The sequence below is a fragment of the Silvanigrella sp. genome (assembly GCF_044369315.1).
Taxonomy (GTDB): Bacteria; Bdellovibrionota_B; Oligoflexia; order Silvanigrellales; family Silvanigrellaceae; genus Silvanigrella.
Genome location: NZ_JBIPMD010000238.1, coordinates 1 through 4,748, shown reverse-complemented (window position 1 = coordinate 4,748; position 4,748 = coordinate 1). Strand labels below are relative to the sequence as shown.

The window sequence follows — 4,748 nt, the reverse complement described above, 5'->3', positions numbered from 1 at the left end:
TAGAACTTGATTTTTAAACTCAAGAGAATATTGACTTTTAACTGATTTCTTCTTTAACATTGGACAACCCTTCTATATGAACGCCTAAGTTCATAGCATATTGTCCACCAAAAGGAATCACTTTAGAATCAATTATTTTTAAAACCACTAAGTTACAGTTTATCAAATATTTATGAAGAAAACATGATTTCCAATTGAATTAAATATGATACTGACAATATAATAAATTTTATTTATTTGTCTATTGATTTGTTTAGAATTAGATTAAATATAATCAAATAATAAAAAGATTTTTAGTATCAAATAATTATAATTATATATTCTAATAGAATTCATTTAAAATTTATGTCATATTTAACACCTTATCAAGAATAGCATTTATGTAACGAATAGATAAAAGCTTTTCTTAAAAAAGAAGGATTATGTTTTTGAAAGATAATATAACATGAAAATTATAAATAAAAATCAGAAAACAGAAGATAATATCATTTTAGAAGCTGTAAAAAGTAAAAATATCTCCCATCAGAATGAGCTTGTTGACATTCTAAAATCTTTAGGAGTTGACATTCCTCAATCCACTCTTTCGAGACGCCTAAAAAAGCTTGGAATTGCTAAAATAAACAATCAGTATACGATCCTAGGAACAAGACCCCGAATACAAAGTCCTATATTAAGTATTAAAGTTTCTATGCCTAATATCATTGTTTTGCATACTCTACCAGGGCATGCTAATTCACTTGCCATTCAGCTCGATGAAAAAATTTCATTTGAAGCAAAAAACTCTTTGCAAAATGCTTACAGTACTTTATGCGGTACGATTGCTGGCGATGATACTGTCCTTGTTCTTTCTGATGGATCAAAAAATGGGTTAGAAAAATTAAAAAAAGAAATAGAAGAAGATTTCATTATCGAAGAAACAGATTGATTAAATTTCAAATAAATCGATATATTAATAAAAACCATAATTGTTTTATAACTTTTTTCTTTTAATTATCAAAATAATAGATCTTGTTTTTTAAAAATATTTTAATATAATTAAAAATAATAAATTAATAAACTAGAATGACTAAAATAAAAATTATATTTTATTATAAAACTTTTATAAAATAAATTTACATATATTTTTTTTTATAATTATATATTAAAATAAATATATAAATTATTATTTGTATATTTATTTTAATATATTATATTTTAAAAAACCGTTTATGTTGTTAGCGGTATAAATTATTTTAAATATGATATTAAAGGATTATTAATGAAAAAAATAATTATTATAATTTGTCTACTTATTGTAAATAATTCTTTTGCTTACAGATCAATAGAAGATCACTCTAATTCCTATTTTCTTGATACAGATGGGAATCGAGTAGAGTACTGTAAAGTTTATTTAATGCAATTAAAATATAATTATTTGATAAATGGGATTGACTCAGAATTTAAATTTATTCATAAAAGGGAAGGAATTTCACATTTGAGTGATTATTTTCCATACAATAATCAAAGTAACACAGAAGAAGTCATATTTGAGCCTAGTTTTAAATCAAATTTGCAATGCGGTAATTATGGTATTGAATTAAAAAAAGGATTTAAACTAAATTCAAATGAAAAATATATTAAAAAATCAAATAAAGTAAGAATCAATTTTCTTATGAATGAATTTGAAAATCCATATTTATCTCAATTTTTTTATCAAAAAGAATTTGATTTAAATTCATTAGTAAACTCTATTACTTGTCCTGAAAGACTTTGTAAATTCTCTGAGAATATTGATGCTGAATCCGAATTTTCCAACTTTTTTTCAAAGAAAGCCGATGACTTTTATCATATTGGAGATTAAGTTAGAACTTATTGCCCATATAAAACCTCTGAGAATCTATTCAAGTATCTATTTCAATAAATCAAGATAAAATAATTTAATATAATACTTTCAATATGTTAAATATTTGATTCTTTGCTTTATCTATTCTATAATCTATTTCAATAGACTATAGAATGGAGCTCTCATGAGAGTAAAGCCTTTTAATCAAGAAAAAATAAAATCGGAAGTTTTGAGCTTTTTAAAATCAAATGGGAAATCCAATATTACTAGTTTAAAAAGACATTTTCCCTATAGCCAATCCTTTTTCTCACGTATTTTTAAAATATTAGATGAAGAAATCGTGATTTTAGGAAAAGCTCGAGAAACAGAATATGCTGCAAAAAGAATAATTGAAGGAAAGAACTCCAGTTACCCTATTTATGAAATTCTTGAAGATAGCTCAAGCTTAAAAATAGGGATATTATATGCAATAGAACCTAAAGGTTTTTATTTTTTATCGCATTTAAAAAATATCTCATCAGAATATTCTGCCGATCTCCCTTATTTTTTAAATGATTTAAGACCTAGCGGATTTTTAGGACATTTAGTCCCAAACTTAAATCCTGAATTGAATTTACCAAAAGATATTCGCATTTGGTCTAGTGAACATTGTTTAAAATATTTAACAGCCAAAAGTTTTGATAATATAGGTAATTTAATTATTGGTGATCTTGCTTTTCAAAAATACCTTTCTCAAAAAACTCAGCCAAATGGAATCGAATTTCTAAAACGATCCGAACTTTATGAACTTTATGCAAATCATGTTTTATCCTATGGAGAACCAGGCTCTTCCGCTGGTGGAGAACAACCAAAATTTTTAAGCAATTTATTGCCTCAAAATAAACAAGTTCTCGTTAAATTTTCTCCTCCTCTTCATTCTGATATTGGAATACGTGTTGCTGATTTATTAATTTGTGAACATTTAGCTCTAAATACGCTTCGTAAAAATAATGTAGAAAGCTCTCAATCAGAGATTATTTTCACAAAAAATCGTGTTTTTTTAGAGTTAGAAAGATTTGATCGCATTCCCAATTTAGGAAGAAAGGGGGTTATTTCTTTAGGTTCCTTAGATGCGGAGTTTTCTGGAACAATGGGAACTTGGTCAGAAACATCCATAAATTTAATGAAAAAGAAAATCATTCCAAAAGAATTTTATAATGAAATTCGTTTCCTTGAATTATTTGGTTACTTCATTGGAAATAATGACATGCACTTATTTAATCTCTCTTTTTATTTTTCTAAAAATAAAATCATAAAACTCGCTCCCGTTTACGACATGCTTCCCATGTTATTTAGACCGATGAATAATCAAATTATTCCCAAAGTATTTTCACCACCGTTACCTTTACCAGAAGATTCAAATATATGGGATAAGGCTTATATACTAGCTAATCAATTTTGGAATGCGGTTTTAAATGATAAAAATATTTCATCTTCTTTTAAAGAAATAGCACAAGATTGTCTTCTTATTTTAAATAAACAAAAAGATATTGGAAAACTTTTACCAAAATAAAATAGATTTGGTTGGAAAATGATGCTTAATTTTAATTTAAATAAAGATTAAAATATATAGTTATGAAAGTTTTTCAAGTTCTTCAGTTGATAAACCTGTTATTTTCATAACAATATCAGGAGAAAATCCTTCACTGCGCATTTTTTTTGCTACATGAGTTATTGCTTCAATTCTACCTTCTTCTCTAATATCGTATTCACGAATTTGTTTTTCTCTCTCTTCATATTTCGCAATAGTTTCTGGATCTTTACTTAATTTCTCTAAAAGTTCATAAGCTTTATTTAACGCTGAGTTACTCATTTACATGCCTTCCAATTTAAAAAGTTTAATAACGAAACAAAGCACAAACTTGTTTCGTTAATTTCAAAATATAAATAATTTATATAAAAGTTAAAATCAAATAAAATTCCGTTAAAAAATTTTTAAAGCTCTTCAAGCTCTTCAGAAGTTAAACCTGTTGATTGCATCACAAACTCCAGAGAAGCTCCTAATTCCCGCATTTTTTTGCTATTAATAAGGAATTTCTTTTCTCACCAATTTCTATTCCTTCTTCTATCCCCTCTATTCTCCCCTCTTGCCGCTCGGTATACATACTTGTGTTGTAATCGAGAATATACTTTTGCCTTGCTTCATACTTTGCCCGAGCAACGGGATCTTGGCTTAAATATTCCAGAGTTTCTTGTGCTTTATTTATTGCAGAATTGTTCATTTGCATGACCTCCTTTTAAAAACAAAACGAAACAAAGTTTAAATTTGTTTCGTTTATTTAGGATAATAAATATTGTATATAAATTTTAAAATCAAATATGATTCTCTTATAACTTTTCAAGCTCTTCAGCAGTTAAACCTGTTATTTTCATAACGATTTCAGGAGAAAAGCCTTCACTGCGCATTTTTTTTTGCAAATTGAATTTTAGCTTCTTCTCTCCCTTTCTCCATCCCTTCATTTATACCCTCTTGCCGCTCGGTATACATGCTTGTGTTGTAGTCACTTAAGTATTTTAAACGAGCTTCATATTTTGCCCGAGCTACGGGGTCTTGACTTAAGTATTCCAGAGTTTCTTGGGCTTTATTTATTGCAGAATTGTCCATTTTCATGACCTCCTTTTTAGATGTTCCCTTTAAAAAGACCATCCATTTTTCTAGATTATTATAATAGGTTTTTGGAACTTTGGGAACTTCTAAAAAGATAAACTCCAAATCTTTAGAAAATACTTTATTGGTTTTCATGTCTAATAAACCCACATTTGTGGTAGGTAGAGACATGACTTTTATTTCCTTTCAAATAAAGTAATTCATTGCCATGAAACCCCTGCAGAACCGGACTTGTAGTTTTCCCACATCCGGCTCCCAGAGATGATATTCATTGCGTAG

The 4,748-nt window shown here is 27.3% G+C and carries 6 protein-coding genes; 3 read left to right on the top strand and 3 right to left on the bottom strand.

Annotation, left to right across the window (positions count from 1 at the left end; genetic code table 11):
• The first annotated feature begins 445 nt into the window (after positions 1-445).
• The 3 genes from ACIQ56_RS14485 to yjjJ all read left to right on the top strand — a co-directional run bounded on the left by ACIQ56_RS14485 (position 446) and on the right by yjjJ (position 3,374).
• A complete protein-coding gene (locus tag ACIQ56_RS14485; protein WP_397601756.1) occupies positions 446-925 on the top strand; it encodes an ArgR family transcriptional regulator in 480 nt (159 codons plus the stop codon).
• A gap of 333 nt (positions 926-1,258) precedes the next feature.
• Positions 1,259-1,840, top strand: coding sequence for a hypothetical protein (locus ACIQ56_RS14480; RefSeq protein ID WP_397601755.1), 582 nt, complete (start codon positions 1,259-1,261; stop codon positions 1,838-1,840).
• Between the two features lie 166 nt (positions 1,841-2,006).
• Complete coding sequence (yjjJ, locus tag ACIQ56_RS14475; RefSeq protein ID WP_397601754.1) at positions 2,007-3,374, top strand: type II toxin-antitoxin system HipA family toxin YjjJ; 1,368 nt, start codon at positions 2,007-2,009, stop codon at positions 3,372-3,374.
• Between the two features lie 60 nt (positions 3,375-3,434).
• Here yjjJ and ACIQ56_RS14470 read toward each other — a convergent pair whose 3' ends face one another.
• From ACIQ56_RS14470 to ACIQ56_RS14460, 3 genes are all read right to left on the bottom strand, one after another.
• Complete coding sequence (locus tag ACIQ56_RS14470) at positions 3,435-3,674, bottom strand: hypothetical protein (protein WP_397601753.1); 240 nt, start codon at positions 3,672-3,674, stop codon at positions 3,435-3,437.
• Positions 3,675-3,861: 187 nt separating this feature from the next.
• Positions 3,862-4,083, bottom strand: a complete 222-nt coding sequence (locus ACIQ56_RS14465; RefSeq protein WP_397601752.1) for a hypothetical protein — start codon at positions 4,081-4,083, stop codon at positions 3,862-3,864.
• Positions 4,084-4,256: 173 nt separating this feature from the next.
• Positions 4,257-4,640 (bottom strand): PD-(D/E)XK nuclease family transposase, encoded by a 384-nt coding sequence (locus ACIQ56_RS14460; protein ID WP_397601751.1) that lies wholly within the window; start codon positions 4,638-4,640, stop codon positions 4,257-4,259.
• Positions 4,641-4,748 lie beyond the last annotated feature (108 nt).

Coding starts and splice junctions, on each gene's coding strand:
- ACIQ56_RS14480 (WP_397601755.1), top strand. CDS start 1,259: ATGAAAAAAATAATTATTATAATTTGTCTACTTATTGTAAATAATTCT.
- ACIQ56_RS14460 (WP_397601751.1), bottom strand. CDS start 4,640: ATGTCTCTACCTACCACAAATGTGGGTTTATTAGACATGAAAACCAAT.
- yjjJ (WP_397601754.1), top strand. CDS start 2,007: ATGAGAGTAAAGCCTTTTAATCAAGAAAAAATAAAATCGGAAGTTTTG.
- ACIQ56_RS14485 (WP_397601756.1), top strand. CDS start 446: ATGAAAATTATAAATAAAAATCAGAAAACAGAAGATAATATCATTTTA.
- ACIQ56_RS14465 (WP_397601752.1), bottom strand. CDS start 4,083: ATGAACAATTCTGCAATAAATAAAGCACAAGAAACTCTGGAATATTTA.
- ACIQ56_RS14470 (WP_397601753.1), bottom strand. CDS start 3,674: ATGAGTAACTCAGCGTTAAATAAAGCTTATGAACTTTTAGAGAAATTA.